Origin of the sequence: Stenotrophomonas sp. RIT309 (assembly GCF_000632045.1) — a bacterium.
GTDB classification, from domain to species: Bacteria; Pseudomonadota; Gammaproteobacteria; order Xanthomonadales; family Xanthomonadaceae; genus Stenotrophomonas; species Stenotrophomonas indicatrix.
In genome coordinates, this window is sequence record NZ_JFYS01000008.1 from 89005 (window position 1) to 104275 (window position 15271).

General features: G+C 66.6%; 18 protein-coding genes. 8 read left to right on the forward strand and 10 right to left on the reverse strand.

Going from position 1 to position 15271, the window contains the following annotated elements; translation table 11 throughout:
• The first annotated feature begins 63 nt into the window (after positions 1-63).
• The gene (locus BW38_RS14270; RefSeq protein ID WP_032975621.1) at positions 64-723 is read left to right on the forward strand and encodes a hypothetical protein; all 660 of its coding nucleotides are present in this window, start codon (positions 64-66) and stop codon (positions 721-723) included.
• 42 nt (positions 724-765) lie between these two features.
• Here the strand turns inward: BW38_RS14270 and tsaD are convergent, their stop codons facing one another.
• Complete coding sequence (gene tsaD, locus BW38_RS14265; RefSeq protein ID WP_032975622.1) at positions 766-1791, reverse strand: tRNA (adenosine(37)-N6)-threonylcarbamoyltransferase complex transferase subunit TsaD; 1026 nt, start codon at positions 1789-1791, stop codon at positions 766-768.
• 166 nt (positions 1792-1957) lie between these two features.
• Here tsaD and rpsU point away from each other — a divergent pair, with 166 nt between their 5' ends.
• The 6 genes from rpsU (at position 1958) to BW38_RS14235 (ending at position 7156) form a co-directional block, all read left to right on the forward strand.
• On the forward strand, positions 1958-2173 hold the full coding sequence (rpsU, locus tag BW38_RS14260) for a 30S ribosomal protein S21 (RefSeq protein WP_002808376.1): 216 nt from the start codon (positions 1958-1960) through the stop codon (positions 2171-2173).
• 133 nt (positions 2174-2306) lie between these two features.
• The gene (locus BW38_RS14255; protein WP_032975623.1) at positions 2307-2750 is read left to right on the forward strand and encodes a GatB/YqeY domain-containing protein; all 444 of its coding nucleotides are present in this window, start codon (positions 2307-2309) and stop codon (positions 2748-2750) included.
• A gap of 105 nt (positions 2751-2855) precedes the next feature.
• Complete coding sequence (locus BW38_RS14250; RefSeq protein ID WP_051501539.1) at positions 2856-3815, forward strand: YihY/virulence factor BrkB family protein; 960 nt, start codon at positions 2856-2858, stop codon at positions 3813-3815.
• A 59-nt stretch (positions 3816-3874) separates the two neighbouring features.
• Entirely contained in the window at positions 3875-5614 is a 1740-nt protein-coding gene (dnaG, locus tag BW38_RS14245; RefSeq protein WP_032975624.1) for a DNA primase, read from the forward strand.
• 26 nt (positions 5615-5640) lie between these two features.
• On the forward strand, positions 5641-6144 hold the full coding sequence (locus tag BW38_RS14240; RefSeq protein WP_032975626.1) for a protein tyrosine phosphatase family protein: 504 nt from the start codon (positions 5641-5643) through the stop codon (positions 6142-6144).
• Positions 6145-6184: 40 nt separating this feature from the next.
• Complete coding sequence (locus BW38_RS14235) at positions 6185-7156, forward strand: bile acid:sodium symporter family protein (protein ID WP_025878282.1); 972 nt, start codon at positions 6185-6187, stop codon at positions 7154-7156.
• A 79-nt stretch (positions 7157-7235) separates the two neighbouring features.
• Here BW38_RS14235 and cyoE read toward each other — a convergent pair whose 3' ends face one another.
• From cyoE to BW38_RS14215, 4 genes are read right to left on the reverse strand one after another with little or no spacing between them, the layout of a single operon-like run.
• Positions 7236-8129 (reverse strand): heme o synthase, encoded by an 894-nt coding sequence (cyoE, locus tag BW38_RS14230; RefSeq protein ID WP_032975627.1) that lies wholly within the window; start codon positions 8127-8129, stop codon positions 7236-7238.
• Positions 8130-8133: 4 nt separating this feature from the next.
• On the reverse strand, positions 8134-9297 hold the full coding sequence (locus BW38_RS14225) for a COX15/CtaA family protein (RefSeq protein WP_025878285.1): 1164 nt from the start codon (positions 9295-9297) through the stop codon (positions 8134-8136).
• Positions 9298-9307: 10 nt separating this feature from the next.
• Positions 9308-9877 (reverse strand): hypothetical protein, encoded by a 570-nt coding sequence (locus BW38_RS14220; protein ID WP_032975628.1) that lies wholly within the window; start codon positions 9875-9877, stop codon positions 9308-9310.
• A gap of 50 nt (positions 9878-9927) precedes the next feature.
• Complete coding sequence (locus BW38_RS14215; RefSeq protein ID WP_032975630.1) at positions 9928-10644, reverse strand: SURF1 family protein; 717 nt, start codon at positions 10642-10644, stop codon at positions 9928-9930.
• Between the two features lie 57 nt (positions 10645-10701).
• Here BW38_RS14215 and BW38_RS14210 point away from each other — a divergent pair, with 57 nt between their 5' ends.
• The gene (locus tag BW38_RS14210; RefSeq protein WP_010484233.1) at positions 10702-10920 is read left to right on the forward strand and encodes a twin transmembrane helix small protein; all 219 of its coding nucleotides are present in this window, start codon (positions 10702-10704) and stop codon (positions 10918-10920) included.
• A gap of 53 nt (positions 10921-10973) precedes the next feature.
• On the opposite strand, the gene BW38_RS14205 is transcribed toward BW38_RS14210, so the two are convergent.
• From BW38_RS14205 to coxB, 5 genes are all read right to left on the reverse strand, one after another.
• Positions 10974-11849 (reverse strand): cytochrome c oxidase subunit 3, encoded by an 876-nt coding sequence (locus BW38_RS14205; RefSeq protein WP_025878291.1) that lies wholly within the window; start codon positions 11847-11849, stop codon positions 10974-10976.
• A 14-nt stretch (positions 11850-11863) separates the two neighbouring features.
• Positions 11864-12454, reverse strand: coding sequence for a cytochrome c oxidase assembly protein (locus BW38_RS14200; protein ID WP_025878292.1), 591 nt, complete (start codon positions 12452-12454; stop codon positions 11864-11866).
• On the reverse strand, positions 12451-12648 hold the full coding sequence (locus tag BW38_RS14195; protein ID WP_032975632.1) for a hypothetical protein: 198 nt from the start codon (positions 12646-12648) through the stop codon (positions 12451-12453). The genes BW38_RS14200 and BW38_RS14195 overlap by 4 nt, the downstream gene beginning before the upstream one ends.
• Before the next feature lie 8 nt (positions 12649-12656).
• On the reverse strand, positions 12657-14264 hold the full coding sequence (ctaD, locus tag BW38_RS14190) for a cytochrome c oxidase subunit I (protein WP_025878294.1): 1608 nt from the start codon (positions 14262-14264) through the stop codon (positions 12657-12659).
• A gap of 61 nt (positions 14265-14325) precedes the next feature.
• Positions 14326-15243 (reverse strand): cytochrome c oxidase subunit II, encoded by a 918-nt coding sequence (gene coxB, locus BW38_RS14185; RefSeq protein WP_229290603.1) that lies wholly within the window; start codon positions 15241-15243, stop codon positions 14326-14328.
• Positions 15244-15271 lie beyond the last annotated feature (28 nt).

Below are 15271 nucleotides of genomic sequence, written 5' to 3' on the forward strand. Positions count from 1 at the left end.
CCCGATGGTGATCGCCGCCGTCTCTGGCCAGCATCGACCCTTCCTTCACCACCGCACATCACGATGGCTGCATACGATGCATTGAGGCGCGCTCTGTCAGCGGAGCGCCTGTCGACCTACGAGAGAATTGCATCGGCCTGCAGCCCGGGTGTCACCGCCGAATCCCTGTACCTGTGGAACATGCGGATGTGCGGTGCGCTGATGATGCCGGTGCATCTGTGCGAAGTGGTCATCCGCAACGCAGCCGCATCGGCGCTGGCCCGGCAACATGGGCCTCGATGGCCGTGGAATGATGCCTTCCGTCGCAGGTTGCCGGCATCTTCATCCGCTTCGGCGAGAACCGCACTGGAACTGGTCACCGGCCGTACCACCGACACGCCCGAGATCGTCGCCAACCTGCCGATGGTTTTCTGGCAGCAGCTCTTCACCTGCCGCTTCGACGCTTCGCTGTGGATACCAGCACTCAGCGGTGTTCTACGCCATGCGCCTTCGGCCCATCCCAGTGTCACCAGGAAAGCCATCCACGCAGATATCGACCGCATCCGCCACCTGCGCAACCGCATCGCCCACCACGAACCGATCCTTGAGCGCGACATCGGCGCCGACCTGGCCGCGATCGGGCGGCTGATCCACGCCCGGTGCCCGCACACGCTGGCATGGCTGCAGCGCCATGAACGGGCCACCACGGTGCTGGCGGTCTCGCCGTTGGCAGGGCGTCCATAATGCGTCCGCCGGGCATGGCCCGGCGCTACCGGTTGCGGGGCTTTACACCGCCGGCAGCGTCGCCATGTCCCAGCGCGGGGTGACGTCCACCTTCGGGGGGCTGTGCTGGCCCGCCAGCAGGCGCAGCGCGCCGGCGAAGGCGATCATCGCGCCGTTGTCGGTGCACAACGCCGGCCGCGGGAAGCAGGCGCGGCCGCCGAGGCGCTCGGCCATCTGCTGCAGGCGGGCGCGCAGGCGCTTGTTCGCACCCACGCCGCCGGCCACCACGATCACATTGGTGCCGGCCGCTTCCAGCGCGCGTTCGCACTTGATGCACAGGGTCTCGACCACGGCGTCTTCAAAGCCACGGGCGATGTCGGCGCGGGTCTGCTCGCTCTGGTCGCTGTCGCGCCAGGCCATCAGGACCTGGGTCTTCAGGCCGGAGAAGCTGAAATCCAGGCCCGGGCGATCAGTCATCGGCCGCGTGAAGCGGTAGACGCCCGGCGTGCCCTGCTTGGCCAGCGCGGCCAGCTGCGGCCCGCCGGGGTACGGCAGGCCCATCATCTTGGCGGTCTTGTCGAAGGCTTCGCCTGCGGCGTCGTCCAAGGTTTCGCCCAGCAGCCGGTACTGGCCGATGGCATCGACGGCCACCAGCTGGGTATGGCCACCGGACACCAGCAGCGCCACGAACGGGGCCTGCGGCGGATCGTCTTCCATCAGCGGCGCCAACAGGTGACCTTCCATGTGGTGCACGCCCACGGCGGGGACCTCCAGCGCCCAGGCCAGCGACCGGGCCACGCCGGCGCCCACCAGCAGCGCCCCGACCAGGCCGGGGCCGGCGGTGTAGGCCACCCCGTCGATGTCGTTCACGCCAAGCCCGGCCTCGGCCAGCGTCTGCCGGATCAACGGCAGCAGCTTGCGCACGTGGTCACGGCTGGCCAGTTCAGGCACCACACCGCCGTACTCGGCGTGCAGGGCGATCTGACTGTAGACCGCATGGGCGCGCAGGGCAGCGCTGCCGGCCAGGTCGGTGTCATACACCGCCACGCCGGTCTCGTCACAGGAAGATTCGATGCCAAGGACTCGCATGCCTGCTATTATGACGCCCCTGCCAACCCCTCGGGGAACTGGCAGGCCTCACTGCAATCCAACAACTTGCCCCTATTCAGGATTTGTGGCTTGCAGTTTGTTTATTCGCCACTATAATGTGCGGCTCGCCGGGCGTGACCCGGTTCTACTGTGTCCCGGAGATTCCATGCCCAGCGTCAAAGTCCGCGAGAACGAACCCTTTGAGTTTGCTCTTCGCCGCTTCAAGCGCACTTGCGAAAAGGCCGGTGTGCTGGCCGAAACCCGCAAGCGCGAGTTCTACGAAAAGCCGACCCAGGAGCGCAAGCGCAAGGCCGCCGCTGCTGTGAAGCGTCAGCTGCGCCGCTCGTCGCGCGACGTTACCAAGCGTCAGCGCCTGTACTGATCGGACGCATCTTCATTGCGGTGGGCATTCCCTGCCGCGATGGAGTCGAAGCCGGCACGCGCGAGCGTCGCCGGCTTTTTGCGTTTCCGGGCCCGGGCATCCGCCCTGCCCCACTACCACCACGAGGTTCGTCATGAGCATGAAGCAGCAGCTCACCGAAGACATGAAGGCCGCCATGAAGGGCGGCGAGAAGCACAAGCTGGGCGTCATCCGCCTGATCAACGCCGCCATCAAGCAGAAGGAAGTCGACGAGCGCATCGAGCTCGACGACACCGCCGTGATCGCCGTGCTCGACAAGATGGTCAAGCAGCGCAAGGACTCGGTCAGCCAGTTTGAAGCGGCCAACCGCGAAGACCTGGCGGCAATCGAGCGCGCCGAAATCGTGGTGATCGAAGCCTACCTGCCGGCCAAGATGGGCGAAGCCGAGATTGTCGCGGCCATCCAGGCGGCCATCGCCGAAACCGGCGCCAGCAGCGCGGCCGACATGGGCAAGCTGATGGGCGCGCTGAAGCCCAAGCTGGCCGGCCAGGCCGACATGGGCCTGGTGTCCAAGCTGGTCAAGCAGGCGCTGTCGTAAGCAACGCCAGACCCGGGTCCCTTCCGCACTGCGAAGGGACTCCGGGACGCGCTCCTGCGCACCTGCTTCACCGCGTCTTCGACGTGGTGCTGCTACAACTCCGGCATGGTTGATCCAACGTCCCACGCCCCCGAAGACCGCGCGCCGCACGGCGGCCCCGCGTCCCTGCACAAGTACATCAAGCGCCTGCAGGACAGTTTCCCGATGGCCGTCGTCAAGCGCTTCGTCGAAATCGACGTGCTGACCCAGGCCGCCTCGGTTTCCTTCTATGCCCTGCTGTCGATGGCGCCGCTGCTGGTGCTGCTGCTGTGGCTGACCGCCTCGCTGTATCCGCCGGCACAGCAGGCCCTGGTCGACCAGATCAGCTCGGTGGCCGGCAGCAGTGCCGCGACCGTGGCCGAAACCGTGCTGAAGAATGCCGACAACCAGCCCGACGTCGGATCGCTGGCCGGGCTGTGGAGCACGCTGTTGCTGTTCGTTGGCGCCACTGCGGTGTTTGCCCAGTTGCAGAACGCACTGAACCTGATCTTCCGCACCAGCGGCGAACGCCTGGAGGGCATCAAGGCCTGGCTGCGCAAGCGCGTGTTCTCCTTCGGCGTCGTGCTGGCGCTGGGCTTCCTGCTGATCCTGTCGATGACCGCCACCACCGTGCTGCAGGTGGCCTTTGCGCAGCTGCCCTCGATCCTGCCGGCCATCGGCTACCTGACCAGCCTGCTGCTGTACGCGGTCGGCTTCGCCTTCATGTATCACTACCTGCCGGACCGGCGCGTGGCGTGGCGCCAGGCCTTCATCGGCGGCCTCATCACCTCGGCGCTGTTCGCGCTCGGCCGCTATGGCATCGGCGTGTACATCGCCACCGTCGCACCGGGCAGCGCTTACGGCTCGATGGGTGCGCTGGTGATCTCGCTGGTCTGGATCTACTACGCCACCGTGGTCTTCTTCGTCGGCGCGCTGATGACCGCGGTGATCGATGAACGCCTGCGCGCACGCCATCATCTGCTCGCTGCCGGCATCGACCCTGGCACTGCGGCGAACGCGCCCGGGAACGTGGCCGGCAAGGGGTAAACTAGGGGGACTGACTTCCCCCTTCCGCGTGGCTGCCGCCACGCCCTGCCTCGTTGCCCATGGCCCGTATCCCCGACGCTTTCATCGACGACCTGCTGGCCCGCTCCGACATCGTCGAGGTGGTGGGCAGCCGCGTGCCGTTGAAGCGCCAGGGCAAGGAGTACGCCGCGCGCTGCCCGTTCCATGACGAACGCTCGGCCTCGTTCACCGTCTCGCCGACCAAGCAGTTCTATCACTGCTTCGGCTGCGGCGCGCACGGCACGGCCATCAGCTTCCTGATGAACTACGACCGCCTCGAATTCCTCGACGCGGTGGATGAACTGGCCAAGCGTGCCGGCATGGAAGTGCCGCGCAGCGAGAATCCACGCAGTGCCCAGCAGCAGGATGACAGCCGCGAGCTGTATTCGGCGCTGGACGCGGCAACCAAGTTCTTCCAGAAGAACCTGGAAGGCAGCGAGAAAGCCCGCAGCTACCTCGATGGCCGCGGCGTGGATGAAGAGAACCGCGCGCGCTTCCAGATCGGCTATGCACCTGATGGCTACAGCGGCCTGCGCGACGCACTGGGCAAGGACGAGCGGCGGATGAAGCTGCTCGACCGCGCCGGCCTGTTCTCCAAGAACGACCGCGGCCACGTCTACGACAAGTTCCGCGACCGGGTGATGTTCCCGATCTTCGACCGCCGTGGCCGGGTGATCGCCTTCGGCGGGCGCGTGTTCGAGAAGGATGACGGCCCCAAGTACCTCAACTCGCCCGAGACCGCGCTGTTCCACAAGGGCCGCGAGCTGTACGGCCTGTGGCAGGTGCGCCAGGCCAACCAGAAGATCGAGCGCTTGATCGTGGTCGAGGGCTACATGGACGTGGTCTCGCTGTTCCAGTTCGGCGTCACCCAGGCGGTGGCGACGCTGGGCACGGCAACCACGCCGGACCATGCCGAGCTGCTGTTCCGCAACGCGCCGGACGTGTTCTTCTGCTTCGATGGCGACGCCGCCGGCCGCCGCGCCGGCTGGAAGGCGCTGGAATCGGTGCTGCCACGCATGAAGGACGGCCGCCAGGCCTTCTTCCTGTTCCTGCCCGACGGCGAAGACCCGGACAGCATCGTGCGCAAGGAAGGCGCCGAGGCCTTCGACGAACGCTTGAAGCAGGCCACGCCGCTGTCGCAGTTCTTCTTCGACGAGCTGACCCGCGAGATCAACCTGGGCACGCTGGATGGCAAGGCACGGCTGGCCGAGCGCGCCAAGCCGATGCTGGCGCAGATTCCCGATGGTGCCTTCGGCGACCTGATGAAGCAGCAGTTGGCACAGCTGACCGGCCTGGGCGGCAACGCGCAGGCGGGCCGGCCGCAGATGCCGCAACGCGCCGCTCCGCGCACGATCCAGCCGGCGGCCAAGCGCAGCCTGGTGCGTGGCGCGATCGCCGTCCTGCTGCAGCAGCCGTCGCTGGCCCTGACCCTGGGCGGCAAGCACCACTTCCAGGGCCTGCGCCTGCCGGGCGTGGAGCTGCTGCTGGAGCTTCTGGGGCTGGTCGAGCAGCGCCCGGACATCAGTACCGGCGCCCTGCTGGAGCATTTCGACGGCCGCGAAGAACAGGCCTCGCTGCACACCTTGGCCGCGCAGACGCTGGCGGGCGATGAAGCGATGTGGACGGTGGAACTGCATGACGCGGTCGGCCAGCTGGAGAAGCAGCTGCTGTTCCAGCGGATCGACGACCTCAACGGCAAGCAGCGACAACAGGGTCTGGACGATACTGACAAGTACGAGATGCGCGAGCTGCTGAAGGCACGCGCCAATCTGCGCCTGTAGCGGCAGAACACATTCCCGGAGAGAGCATGCTGCTGCGCCTGACCTGCCTGCTGTTGTTGTTGTCGCTCTGCCCGATCCTGCCGGCCTGGGCTGCGGACCCTGTTCTTGCTGAAGTCCGCCCCGGCCTCTACGCCGGTGGCCAGCCCACGGCCGCGCAACTGCACGAACTGGCTGCCCAAGGCGTGCGCACGGTGATCGACCTGCGCCAACCCGATGAAGATCGCGGCTTCGATGAAACACGCGAGGCCGAAGCGCTCGGCCTGCGCTATGTGCGCATCCCGGTAGCCGGCGCCGAGGGCCTGGATGCCACCAACCTGCGCGCCGTGCACCAGGCGCTGCAGCAGAGCCAGGGGCCGGTGCTGCTGCACTGCGCTTCCGGCAACCGCGCCGGTGCCGTGCTCGGCCTGGTCAACGCACGCTACGAACACGCCAGCCCGGAACAGGCGCTGCAACTGGGCCAGCGAGCCGGCTTGAAGTCGTTGGAAGCGGCCACCCGCGAGCGTCTGGCGATCCCTTCTCCCACCCCCTGATTCCCGGGGTAATCCCCCCGCACCAAGGAGCCCATCCACCATGACCCGCTGGTGGTCGCGCCTGCGACCGGACAACTTCACCCTCGCCCTGCTGTGCACCGTCGGCCTGGCCTCGCTGCTGCCGATGAAAGGCGCCGCCGCCCTGGTGCTCGACGATGTCACCACCGTCGCCATCGCCGCGCTGTTCTTCCTGCACGGCGCGCGCCTGCCGCGCGAATCGATCATCGGCGGCATGCTGCACTGGCGCCTGCACCTGACGATCCTCGCCTGCACCTTCATCCTGTTCCCGCTGCTGGGGCTGTTGTTCAAGCCGTTGTCCGGCTGGCTGCTGACACCTGAGCTGTACCTGGGCGTGCTGTTCCTGTGCACCCTGCCCTCCACCGTGCAGTCGTCCATCGCGTTCACCTCGATGGCGCGCGGCAACGTGCCGGCAGCCGTGTGCAGTGCCTCGCTGTCGAGCATCCTCGGCGTGTTCCTCACGCCCCTGCTGCTGACCGCACTGGCCGGCACCTCCGGCGGCGTGCACGACCCGCTGCATGCCATCGGCGGCATCATGCTGCAGCTGCTGGTGCCGTTCGTGGCCGGCCACCTGCTGCGCCCGTGGATCGCCGGCTGGGTTGAGAGGCAGCGCGCGCTGCTGCGCTACACCGACCAGGCCACGATCCTGCTGGTGGTGTACTCGGCATTCGGCGAAGCGGTTACCGAGGGGTTGTGGAGCAAGACACCGCTGCTGTCGCTGTTCGCGGTGGCGGTGGTGGCGGCGGTACTGCTGGGCATCGCCATGCCGCTGATCACCTTCATCGCCCGCCGCCTGCGCTTCAACCGCGAAGACGAGATCGCCATCGTGTTCTGCGGCTCGAAGAAGAGCCTGGCCACCGGCGTTCCGATCGCCAAGGTGCTGTTCGCCGGGGGCAGCCTCGGCGCGATCGTGCTGCCGGTGATGATCTATCACCAGATCCAGCTGATCGTCTGCGGGGTGATCGCGCAACGGTATGCCAAGCGCGCGCCCTGACCTGTGGAACATCGCCGGGCATGGCCCGGCGCTACCGGACGCGGTGGTAGCGCCGGGCCATGCCCGGCGGATCCAGCCGCTACAACCAGGGCAGGATCCAGTGGTCCACCAGCAGGAAGGCGAACAGCGCCATCAGGTAGACGATGGAGTAACTGAACATCTTCATCGAGAACAGCTCGTCCGGCGGGTTGAGCATGCGCCAGGCGTACCAGAGGAACACCGCGTTGAGCACGATCGCCCCGCCCAGGTAGAACGCTCCGCTCATGCCAACCAGGTACGGCAGCAGGCAGACCAGCGCCAGCACCACCGAGTACGCCATGATCTGCTTGCGCGTGTGCACCACGCCATGGGTGACCGGCAGCATCGGGATTTCCGCCTTGGCGTAATCCTCGCGACGGAAGATCGCCAGCGCCCAGAAGTGCGGCGGCGTCCAGATGAAGATGACCAGCACCAGCAGCGACGAGTACGCCCAGTCCGACTGCCCCTGCATGCCGGTTACCGCCGCCCACCCCAGCATCGGCGGCATCGCACCGGCCAGACCACCGATGACGATGTTCTGCGAGGTCGCACGTTTCAGGTAGACGGTGTAGATCACTGCATAACCGATCAGAGAGGCGAAGGTCAGCACCGCGGTGATCCAGTTCACCCACAGCACCAGGATCGCCATCGACAGCACGATCAGCACGCCGGCGAATACCAGCACCTGCCACGGCTTGACCTTGCCCACCACCAGCGGACGCCACGAGGTGCGCGCCATCTGCGCGTCGATGTGCGCATCCAGCAGCTGGTTGATGGCTGCAGCGGCGGACGCGGCAAGCCAGATGCCGAGGAAGCCGAGCAGACCGGCACGCACCTGCTCCCAGCTGGGCACGCCGGGAATGGCCAGGACCATGCCGACCAGGGCGGTGAAGACGATAAGGGCGACGACCTTGGGCTTGGTCAGGTCCCAGTACTGGCGATAGTTGGAAAACATGGGATCAGTCCGGGGCACGCAGGCGGGCCAGCAGGCTGACCAATACAAACAACAGGGCAACGGCAACGCCGTTGTGCGCTACTGCCACTTCCAGCGGCAGCGCCAGCTTCACGTTGAGGATGCCGAGGGTGACCTGCAGCACCAGCAGCGCGACCAGGGCCGAAGCCCAGCCGCGCATGCTCGGCAGCCGGAACAGGCGCAGGCCCAGCCACAGCAGGTAAACGGCAACGACGATGGCAAACAGGCGATGGGCCATCTGGATGGCGATGCGCGAGGCACCGTCGAGCACGCCGCCTTCGTAGTCCACGCCGATACCGCGCCACAGGGTGAAGCCCTCGGCGAAGTTGTGCTGCGGCCACCACTGGTTGGCGCAGCGCGGGAAGTTGTCCAGCGAGGCGCTGCCGCCGCCGCACGCCAGCGCCGCGTAGTTGGCGCTGACCCAGCCACCGAGCGCGATCTGGGTGACCAGCACCGCCACGCCAATGCGCAGCAGCCACTTCAGCTTCGGCGCCTCAGCCAGGGTGATCGGCATGTGCGTGGCACGCCAGGCCATCCACACCAGCAGGCCGAACATCAGCATGCCGCCCAGCAGATGACCCATCACCACGATCGGCTTGAGCAGCAGGGTCACCGTCCACATGCCCAGCAGTGCCTGGAAGATCACCACCGCCAATGTCAGCAGCGCAGCGCGCGCCAGGTCGATGTTGCTCCAGCGCAGCGCCGCGATCAGCAGGATGGCCTCGCCGACCAGCGCCAGTGCGCTGGCGGTTCCATGCCAGCCCATCATGTACAGCGGTATGCCCGCGGCCACCAGCACGCAGGCGGTGACTACCGCCGTGCTTCCGAAACGCCGCTTGCGCGTGGCCAGCAGGGCCAGGGTCAGGATCTCGATGCCGAGCGCGCCGGCCAGGAAGCGGTGCACCTGCTCACGCCAGGCCTTGTGTGTTTCCAGCGGACGGATCTCCGCTGCCGGGTGGCCGATGGTCTCTTCCACGTGCTGCGGCCAGGTCGCCTGCCCATAGCAGGTCGGCCAGTCCGGGCAGCTCAGGCCGGCATCGGACAGGCGCACGAAGGCACCGAACATGATCGTGCTCGCGGTCATGATCATGGCGAACCACGCCAGGCGGTGGAAATTGCGGTGCAGCGCCGGACGCGCGGAAAGGCTCATCAAACGGGACTCACTTCAGTTTCAGCAACGTGGCCATGTCCTTGCGCAGGCCGCCGAGATCGCTCCCGGGGGCATGACGCATGATCACGAAGCCGTTCGGATCGATCACGTAGACCGGCAGGCCCGCCGGATCATCGACGCCAGGCAGCGCCGCGCGCAGGGCTGGCGACGGGGCCAGCGGCCGCAGCGCGGGCAGCGAGGCGATCGACGCCGGTGGCGTTCCCAGCCACAGGATCTCGACATTATCGGCGTTATGGCCGAACAGCTGCCACACCTTGCCCAGTCCCTGCGACAAAGTGACGCACTGCGCGTCGCAGGCTCCGGCCGGGGCCACCAGCAGGCGCCATGTGCGCGCCTCGGGGTTCCAGGGGTAGGCCGCGCCATTGGCCAGCGTCGGCGGTTGCTGGCGCAGATCCACCGGCGGCTTCAGCAATTGCCCGCTGTTGCGATGTGCGGTCGGCTGCCATCCGGAGAAACGCAGGAGGGCGGCCAGCGCCATCGCCCCGAAGAAAACGGCGAACAGCAGCACCAGGGTCCGGCGGCCGTTGCCGCGCGCCTGCGGGGAGGTAGCAGTGTTCATGCAGGGCATTTTCTCATGGTTGGGAAAGGGATGCCGGCCAGCGGCCGGCACTACCGGGCAACGGGCCGTCTTCTGCGCCATTCCAGTACCAGCGCCACCACCAGCACGGTCAGCGCCAGCCCGAACCACTGCACGGCGTAACCCAGGTGGCGCTGCGGCGGCAGCGTGTTCGGCAGCAGGTCGAGATCGCGCTCATCGCCGAACGGCAGCGCCGGGTCCAGCCGCAGCACGCGCTCGGGCAACGATGGCAGGCCCAGTGCCGCAGCCAGGCCATCGGCGGGAAGGCGACTGGCCAGCCAGCGCCCTGCAACATCGGTGGTAGTGAACGCCGGCCCCAGCGCCAGCCCGGACGAAGGGGGCGGCGCCAACAGGCCTCGCACGGCCACCGGCGACGGCGGTGCCGGCACCACCGGCAACCTGCGGTCCGGCGGCAGCGCGCGCCAGCCAAGGTCCACCAGCAACACGCTGCCCGCATCGCTGCGGAACGGACGATAGATCTTCACTCCGGCGCGGCCGTGGCGGGTCTGGTTGTCCAGCAGCACCACGCCCGGCAGGAAGCGACCGTGATCGGCCACGCCATGCAGCGCGCCCTGCGCCGCCAGCGCCTGCGCCAACGGCAGCGCCTGCGCCACGGCTGGCCCCTGTGCATCCAGCAACGCCTGCTTGGACTGCATCCGCTGCAGCTGCCACAGCCCCAGCGCGGTGAATCCGGCCATCGCCAGCAACGCCATCAGCCAGCCGATCAGGCGCGTGTGCTGGCGCATCATGACAAGTCCGCACAAACGCGGTCAGATAGGCACATCCACCCTGCCCTCGAGCCGCGCATGAGTGATTCGCTGAAGACCCTGCTGGTAATCGCGTTTCTGATCGTCATCGTCTGGAATCTGGGCGCCGGCCTGTATTACCTGCTGGTGGACCGCGGCCAGACCAAGCGCACGGTCAATGCACTGACCCGCCGCATCGGAGTGTCGGTGGCGTTGATCGTACTGGTGATCGTGAGCATCTACATGGGCTGGATCAAACCGCACGGCATCGGCGGCTGACGCCCCATCAGACCAGGCAGCGCCGGCGGCTGACGCTGCCGACGCCTGCGCGGTCAAAGCACGTAGACGAACAGGAACAGCATCAGCCACACCACGTCGACGAAGTGCCAGTACCACGCGGCCGCTTCAAAGCCGAAATGGTTGTCGCGGGTGAAGTGTCCCTTCGCCGACCGCAGCCACATCACGATCAGCATGATCGTTCCCAGCAGCACGTGTGCGCCGTGGAAGCCGGTCAGCATGAAGAAGGTCGAACCGTAGATGCCCGAGCCGAGCGTCAGGTTCAATTCCTTGTAGGCGTGGATGTACTCCTCGGCCTGCAGGGTCAGGAAGCCAAGGCCGAGCAGCACGGTCAGGCCCAGCCAGATCAACAGCTGGCGGCGGTTGCCCGCCTTCAGCGCATGGTGGGCGATGGTCAGGGTCACGCCCGAGGTCAGCAGGATCAGCGTATTGATCAGCGGCAGGCCCCAGGCCGGGATCGTCTGGAACGCGCCACCGATCGCTGCCGGGCCATTGGTCGGCCAGCCGGCCGAGTAGCCCTGCCACAGCAGCTCGTTGGTCATCACCCCGCGCCCTTCGCCGCTCAACCACGACAGGCCGAGGTGGCGGGTGTAGAACAGCGCACCGAAGAAGGCACCGAAGAACATCACTTCGGAGAAGATGAACCAGACCATCCCCATCCGGAACGAACCATCCACCTGCCGGTTGTAGTTGCCGGCCTGCGACTCGCGCACCACATCGCTGAACCACCAGAACAGGGTCAGCACCAGCATCGCCACGCCGATGTAGAACGTCCAGCGGCCCCAGCTGGCGTCATTGAGCCAACTGGCCACGCCGACCATGGTCACCATCATCGCGATGGAACCGACGAACGGCCACTTGCTCTGGGCCGGGACGAAGTACACGTTGGCGTCGGTAGGTGTCTGGGCCATGGTCGGTATCCGGGTCAGGGAGCAGCGTGGGCGCCTTCCGACGTGGCGGCGGGCGCCAGCCGATCGGACAACGCATCGTTGCGGTAGAAGGTGTAGGACAAGGTGATCGTGCGGATTTCCGGCGGCAGGTCCGGATCGACGATGAAGCGCACCGGCATGTCACGCTTCTCGCCGGCCTGCAGGGTCTGCGCAGTGAAGCAGAAGCACTCGGTCTTGCTGAAGAACCCGGATGCGCGTGCCGGCGCCACCGACGGCACCGCGCTGCCGACCACGGCCTGCTGGCTGTCGTTGCGGGCGAAGTACAGCGCCTCGTTGAGCTCGCCGGGCACCACATCCATGGTCAGCTGTTCGGGATGGAACGACCACGGCAGCCGCGAATTGACCCCGCCATCGAATTCCACCCGCACGGTACGCTTGCCGGTGGCAGCACCGGTACTGGCTTCGCTGCCCGGGCCACGTTCCAGGCGCACGCCGAATACCTTCTCGCAGGCGATGCGATACAGCGGTACCAGCGAGAACGTCAGCAGGAACACCACCACCGCAACGCCGATCAGGCGCGGCAGGCCGGCGCTGCGTGACGGAGCGGTGGCCGGTGTTTCGCTCATCGACCGATCACGCCGCTGAGGATGAAGCCGACGTACACCAGCACGGCGATCGCGCCCACCCACAGCGCGGTGCGCCTGGCACGCTGGCGCTGCTCCGCATAAAGCGGCGCGGTGCCCGGCCGCTGGCTTGGCGATGCGCTTGCGGCCAGGCGTGGCTCGGCTCTGGCCGGGGTGATCGGGCTCTCGTTATGCATGCATCACCTCAATGACCGATATCGTCGTGGGCCAGGTCGCCCGGGCGGATGGTCGGCGGCGTGGTGAAGGTGTGCGCCGGTGCCGGCGACGGCAGCGTCCACTCCAGACCGCGCGCGCCTTCCCAGGAGCGGGCCTCGGCCTTCTCGCCATTGCGCAGCGAGGACAGCAGGATCGCAGCCATCATGAACGGCGTGGCGAACATGCCGAACGCACCGATCGAGCTGATCAGGTTCCAGTCGGCGAACGCCACCGAGTAATCGGGGATGCGGCGCGGCATGCCGGCCAGGCCCAGGAAATGCTGCGGGAAGAACAGCAGGTTGACGAACACGATCGACCACCAGAAGTGCACCTTGGCCCACTTCTCGCTGTACATGCGCCCGGTCCACTTCGGCCACCAGTAGTACACCGCCGCGATCAGCGCGAACACCGCGCCGGTCACCAGCACGTAGTGGAAGTGGGCGACCACGAAGTAGGTGTCGTGATACTGGAAGTCGGCGGCCACGATCGCCAGCATCAGGCCGGAGAACCCACCGATGGTGAACAGGATGACGAACGCCACCGACCACAGCATGGGGGCTTCGAACGTGAGCGAGCCGCGCCACATCGTGCTGACCCAGTTGAACACCTTCACCCCGGTCGGGATCGAGATCAGCATGGTGGCGAACATGAAGTAGATCTCACCGCCCAGCGGCATGCCCACGGTGAACATGTGGTGGGCCCAGACGATGAACGACAGGAACGCGATCGCCGCTGTGGCGTAGACCATCGCCTGGTAGCCGAACAGCGGCTTGCGGCTGAAGGTCGGGATGATCTCGCTGACCACGCCGAAGGCGGGCAGGATCATGATGTAGACCTCGGGATGGCCGAAGAACCAGAAGATGTGCTGGAACATCACCGGGTCGCCACCACCGGCCGCATTGAAGAAGCTGGTGCCGAAGAATTTGTCGGTCAGCAGCATCGTCACCGCACCGGCCAGCACCGGCATCACCGCGATCAGCAGGAACGCGGTGATCAGCCAGGCCCAGCAGAAGATCGGCATCTTCAGCAGGTCGATGCCGGGCGCGCGCATGTTCAGCACCGTGGCGATGATGTTGATCGCGCCCATGATCGAACTGATGCCGGCCACGTGGATGGCGAACACGGTGAACGCCACGTTGTAGCCGCCCTGCAGCGACAGCGGCGGGTACAGCGTCCAGCCACCGGCCGGCGCGCCACCGGGCAGCAGGAAGGTCAGCAGCAGCAGGCTGAAGGCCACCGGCAGCAGCCAGAACGACCAGTTGTTCATGCGCGGCAGCGCCATGTCCGGCGCGCCGATCTGCAGTGGGATCATCCAGTTGGCCAGGCCGACGAAGGCCGGCATCACCCCGCCGAAGATCATCACCAGCGCGTGTACGGTGGTCAGCTGGTTGAAGATTTCCGGACGGATGTACTGGATGCCGGGCTGGGCCAGTTCCAGCCGGATCAGCACGCTCATGAACGCGCCGATGACGAACATGATGAAGCTGAAACCCAGGTACAGCGTGCCGATGTCCTTGTGGTTGGTCGAGAAGAACCAACGCTCGAAGAAGCTCTGCGGGTGATGGTGATCGTCGTGCCCAACTGCCGAGTGCGCCATTGCAAAACACCTCTCAGGATCGGTTGTCGCCGCAGCCGCGATACGGCCGCGGGCAGTTACATCAGGCTCCGCTGGCCGCCGCCGCAGGCGTGTTGCCGGCCTCGGCGGCTGCCGGTGCCGCCGGCTGCGCCGGCGTTTCACTGGCAGGTGCAGTGGGTTCGGCAGGCGCGGCAGGGGCTGCCGGTGCAGGCGCGGGTTTGCGCTGCGCCAGCCACTGCTTGAATTCTTCCTTGGACACCGCCTCGACCACGATCGGCATGAAGCCATGGTCCTTGCCGCACAGCTCCGCGCACTGGCCGCGGTAGACACCGGGCTGCTCGATGCTGGTCCAGGCTTCGTTGATGAAGCCGGGAATGGCGTCCTGCTTCCAGCCCAGCGCCGGCACCCACCAGGCGTGGATCACATCGTCGGAGGTGATGACGAAGCGCACCTTGGTGTCCACCGGCAGTACCAGCCGGTTGTCGACATCCAGCAGGTAGTGCGGATGGCTCTCGCGGGTCGGCACCTTGCCACTCTGCCGCATGCGGTCGGACTCGCGGTCCAGGCGGCTGGTGAAGGTCACGTTCTCGCCCAGGTACTCGTACTTCCACATCCACTGGTAGCCGGTGACCTTGACCGTCATCTCGGCATCGCGGGTGTCGTACATCTTGATCAGGTTGGCCGTGGCCGGCCACGCCATCACCACCAGGATGATCACCGGGATCACCGTCCAGATGACTTCGGCCTTGGTGTTGTGGCTGAAGGTGGCAGCGACCGCACCCTTGGACTTGCGGAACTTGAACATCGCGTAGGCCATCGCGCCGAACACGATCACGCCGATCACCGTACAGACGATCAGCGAAAGGTTGTTCGATTCCCAGGCCAGGCGCGAGGTCTGGGTCACCCCCTTGCCCATGTTCAACTGCCACGGCTTTGGATCGGCCGCCTGGGCCAGCACCGTCCCCGTCATCGACAGCAGGGCCCCCATCGCGGCGGCCATTGCAACGCACTTCGTGCCCCACCCTCTG

Excerpts from the sequence above, each read along its gene's own strand:
- BW38_RS14270 (WP_032975621.1), top strand. The coding sequence starts at position 64 with ATGGCTGCATACGATGCATTGAGGCGCGCTCTGTCAGCGGAGCGCCTG.
- tsaD (WP_032975622.1), bottom strand. The coding sequence starts at position 1,791 with ATGCGAGTCCTTGGCATCGAATCTTCCTGTGACGAGACCGGCGTGGCG.
- rpsU (WP_002808376.1), top strand. The coding sequence starts at position 1,958 with ATGCCCAGCGTCAAAGTCCGCGAGAACGAACCCTTTGAGTTTGCTCTT.
- BW38_RS14255 (WP_032975623.1), top strand. The coding sequence starts at position 2,307 with ATGAGCATGAAGCAGCAGCTCACCGAAGACATGAAGGCCGCCATGAAG.
- BW38_RS14250 (WP_051501539.1), top strand. The coding sequence starts at position 2,856 with ATGGTTGATCCAACGTCCCACGCCCCCGAAGACCGCGCGCCGCACGGC.
- dnaG (WP_032975624.1), top strand. The coding sequence starts at position 3,875 with ATGGCCCGTATCCCCGACGCTTTCATCGACGACCTGCTGGCCCGCTCC.
- BW38_RS14240 (WP_032975626.1), top strand. The coding sequence starts at position 5,641 with ATGCTGCTGCGCCTGACCTGCCTGCTGTTGTTGTTGTCGCTCTGCCCG.
- BW38_RS14235 (WP_025878282.1), top strand. The coding sequence starts at position 6,185 with ATGACCCGCTGGTGGTCGCGCCTGCGACCGGACAACTTCACCCTCGCC.
- cyoE (WP_032975627.1), bottom strand. The coding sequence starts at position 8,129 with ATGTTTTCCAACTATCGCCAGTACTGGGACCTGACCAAGCCCAAGGTC.
- BW38_RS14225 (WP_025878285.1), bottom strand. The coding sequence starts at position 9,297 with ATGAGCCTTTCCGCGCGTCCGGCGCTGCACCGCAATTTCCACCGCCTG.
- BW38_RS14220 (WP_032975628.1), bottom strand. The coding sequence starts at position 9,877 with ATGAACACTGCTACCTCCCCGCAGGCGCGCGGCAACGGCCGCCGGACC.
- BW38_RS14215 (WP_032975630.1), bottom strand. The coding sequence starts at position 10,644 with ATGATGCGCCAGCACACGCGCCTGATCGGCTGGCTGATGGCGTTGCTG.
- BW38_RS14210 (WP_010484233.1), top strand. The coding sequence starts at position 10,702 with ATGAGTGATTCGCTGAAGACCCTGCTGGTAATCGCGTTTCTGATCGTC.
- BW38_RS14205 (WP_025878291.1), bottom strand. The coding sequence starts at position 11,849 with ATGGCCCAGACACCTACCGACGCCAACGTGTACTTCGTCCCGGCCCAG.
- BW38_RS14200 (WP_025878292.1), bottom strand. The coding sequence starts at position 12,454 with ATGAGCGAAACACCGGCCACCGCTCCGTCACGCAGCGCCGGCCTGCCG.
- BW38_RS14195 (WP_032975632.1), bottom strand. The coding sequence starts at position 12,648 with ATGCATAACGAGAGCCCGATCACCCCGGCCAGAGCCGAGCCACGCCTG.
- ctaD (WP_025878294.1), bottom strand. The coding sequence starts at position 14,264 with ATGGCGCACTCGGCAGTTGGGCACGACGATCACCATCACCCGCAGAGC.
- coxB (WP_229290603.1), bottom strand. The coding sequence starts at position 15,243 with ATGGCCGCCGCGATGGGGGCCCTGCTGTCGATGACGGGGACGGTGCTG.